Genomic DNA, 3,149 nt, shown 5'->3' with positions numbered 1-3,149 from the left:
TCGGCCCAGACCAAGGCCGAGCTGGGCGAGGTGCTGACGCTGCAGGTCACCCGCACGCCGGAGATGGAGCAGGCGGCGATCGCCGACGTCACCGAGGATGTCTGGCGCTTCAGCAACGTCATGGGGCCGAAATTCACCCCGGCCGACCTGCCGGTGTTCAGCGCCTTCTTCGACCGCGTCGTCGCCACCGAAGGGGCGGTGGTCGACCCGGCCAAGGATGTCTGGAAGCGGCCGCGCCCGCACCAGCTCAGCGACCTGGTGAAGCCGGCGGTGAAGCTGTCGAACTCCGGCTCCTACCCGTCCGGCCATGCCACGGTCGGCACGCTGATGGGCGTCGTCCTGTCCGACATGGTGCCGGAGAAGCGGGCCGAGATCATGGGCCGGGCCTTGCAGTTCGCCAACAACCGGGTGATCGGCGGCATCCACTACCGCTCGGACATCGATATGGGCCGCATCGCCGGCACGGTGATCGCGTTCGACCTGCTGCAGCGGCCGGACTTCATCGCCGAATACGCGCCGGCGAAGGCCGAGCTGCGCCGCGTCCTCGGCTACAGCGGCTCCTGACGAAAAGGATCCGGAGGTGCGGTGGGGCCGCACCTCCGAGCCTGGTTTTATTGGCCCAGCTTGGCGACCTGTGCGTCGGTCAGCTGCACCATCTTGCCGTCCTGCCAGCTGTAGAGGACGTAGTTGCTGCCGGTCGGGTCGCCCTTGGCGTCGAAGGTCAGCTTGCCGATGACGGTGTCGTAGGCCGACCCGTCATGCAGCGCCGCGGCGACCTTGGTGCCGTCGGTCGAACCCGCCTTCTTCGCCGCCGCGGCCCAGGCCTGCACCGCGGCATAGCTGTACAGGGTGTAGCCTTCCGGCTCGTAGCCCGCGGCGCGGAACTGGGCGACCGCGTCCTTGGCTTGCGGCTGGTCGCGCATCTCCGGCCCGAAGGTGACCAGCGATCCCTCGCCGGCCGGGCCGGTGATGCCCCAGAACTCCTGTGACACCGTGCCGTCGTCGGACAGGAACTGCGCCTTCAGCCCCTGGTCGCGCATCTGGCGCAGGATCAGCCCGGCCTCGTTGTGCAGCCCGCCGAAGAACACGGCGTCGACATTCGCCGCCTTCATCTTCGACACCACGGCCGAGAAGTCGCGCTCGCCGACCGTGATGCCCTCATACATCACCTCGGTCAGGCCCAGGCCGTTCATCCGGGCCTTGGTCGCGTCCGCCAGGCCTTTGCCGTAGGTGGTCTGGTCCTGCAGGATCGCGACCTTGCGGCCCTTATAGGCGGTGGCCAGGAACTTGCCGGCGACATCGCCCTGCTGGTCGTCGCGGCCGCAGGTGCGGAACACGGTCTTGATGCCCTGCTCGGTCAGCTGCGGGTTGGTCGACCCCGGGGTGATCTGCAGCACGCCTTCCTCGGCATAGATGGTCGAGGCCGGGATCGAGACCGAGGAGTTGTAGTGGCCGATCACAGCCACGATTTTCTGGCCGACCAGCTCATTCGCCGCCGCCACGCCCTGGCGCGGGTCGGACGCGTCGTCGCCATAGACCAGGGTGACCTGCTCGCCATTGACGCCGCCGGCCGCGTTCAGGGCCTTGACCGCGGCGTCGGCGCCGCGGCGGAACTGTTCGCCCACCGACGCATTCGGGCCGGTCAGCGGGCCGGCGACGCCCAGCTTCACATCGGCCATCGCCGGGCTGTGGATGGCCAGCGCGGCCAGGGCGACCGTCGCCAGCAGGATCTCTCCGAAACGCTTCTTCAATTCGCTCTCCTCGATCGATCCGGCGGGGCATCCCGCCGGGGGTACGATGTCGCGGCGGCGCGGCCTGGGGCAGCGTCGGCGATGGTCCGATGGAACGGCTGGCGCCCCATCCGCATTGGGGGCGCCGGGGCAGCGCGTTGTCTGCCGGGCGTGTCTGCCGGGCACGGCTGTTTCGTGCCGGCGCAGTGTCCGGGACCGGGCCGGGTCCCTCAATCCCCGATGATTGGGGGATCGGCGCCGGGCGCCGGCTACAGCACGAAATCGCCTGTTGTCAGGGTGATGCTGCCGGTCAGGGTCACGGCGAAATCGGCCACGCCGTCGCCATTGACGTCGCCGCTGACCGTGGTGACGCCGCCGGAGATGCTTTCGTGCAATTCGCCGGCATGGTGGCCGAAGGCGGCACTGCCGATGAAGTGGAAGGCCTGGTCGCCGGCCGCCGTGGTGTCGGCATCGATCCCGTGCAGGTCGATGACGTCGCCCTGGGCATGGCTGAAATCGGTGATCCGGTCTGGCGCCGCCACCGTGCTGTCGCCCAGCGCGGTGTAGACGAAATGATCGGCACCGGCGCCGCCGGCCAGATTGTCCTTGCCGCCGCCGCCCTGAAGGACGTCGTTGCCGCCATTGCCGACCAGGGTGTTGGCCGCGGCACTTCCGATCAGCGTGTCGTTGCCCGACCCGGCATAGACAGCCTCGATCGAGGTCAGCACATCGCCTTCGGCATCGCCGCCATGGGCGATGCCCGTCGCCAGGTTCACCGTCACCGCCGCCGTGTTCTCGGTGTACATCGCCGTGTCGAAGCCGTCGCCGCCGTCGAGATGGTCGGCCCCGCCACCGCCGCGAAGCACGTCGTTGCCAATCCAGCCGAGAAGGGTGTTGGCGCCGCCATCGCCGGTGATGATGTCGTTGGTCGGGCCGCCATCGACATTCTCGATGCTGGTGAAGGTGTCGCCTTCGGCATCGCCGCCATGGCCGACGCCCGTGGCCAGGTTGATCGTCAGCCCGGCCGTGCTGTCGGTGTTCCAATACACGGCGGTGTCGTTGCCCGCCCCACCGTCGAGATGGTCGGCCCCGGCCGCGCCTTCGAGGCGGTCGTCGCCGGCAGCCCCGGACAGGGTGTTGGCGCCGGCGTCGCCCACCAGGATGTCATTCCACTGGCTGCCCTCGACATTCTCGATCGAGAACAGCCGGTCGCCCTCGGCATCGCCGCCATGGCAGCTGCTGTAGCCGTCGCCGGCGTCGAGCATGACCGACACCCCGGCGCTGCTGCCGGCATAGCTCGCGGTGTCGGTGCCGGTCCCGGCATCGAACGAGTCGGCGCCGGCGCCGCCATTCAGCACATCGTCACCGTCGCCGCCCCCGAGATAGTCGTCGCCGGTGCCGCCATCGAGATGGTCGTTG

3 protein-coding genes are annotated in these 3,149 nt (G+C 69.1%); 1 reads left to right on the top strand and 2 read right to left on the bottom strand.

The window, feature by feature from the left end:
- On the top strand, nt 1-564 hold a 564-nt coding region (locus AC3XYG_RS16355), incomplete at its 5' end, for an acid phosphatase (protein ID WP_489140911.1).
- A gap of 47 nt (nt 565-611) precedes the next feature.
- Here the strand turns inward: AC3XYG_RS16355 and AC3XYG_RS16350 are convergent.
- Nucleotides 612-1,751 carry a branched-chain amino acid ABC transporter substrate-binding protein gene (locus tag AC3XYG_RS16350; RefSeq protein ID WP_489140910.1) on the bottom strand — a complete coding sequence of 380 codons (1,140 nt, stop codon included), beginning with the start codon at nt 1,749-1,751 and terminating at the stop codon, nt 612-614.
- A gap of 248 nt (nt 1,752-1,999) precedes the next feature.
- The coding region (locus tag AC3XYG_RS16345) for a calcium-binding protein (RefSeq protein WP_489140909.1) at nt 2,000-3,149 on the bottom strand (1,150 nt) is incomplete at its 5' end.

This window comes from Inquilinus sp., assembly GCF_057815775.1.
The sequence above is the reverse complement of the archived record's forward strand: the minus strand, read 5'-3'. Positions and strand labels throughout refer to the sequence as shown.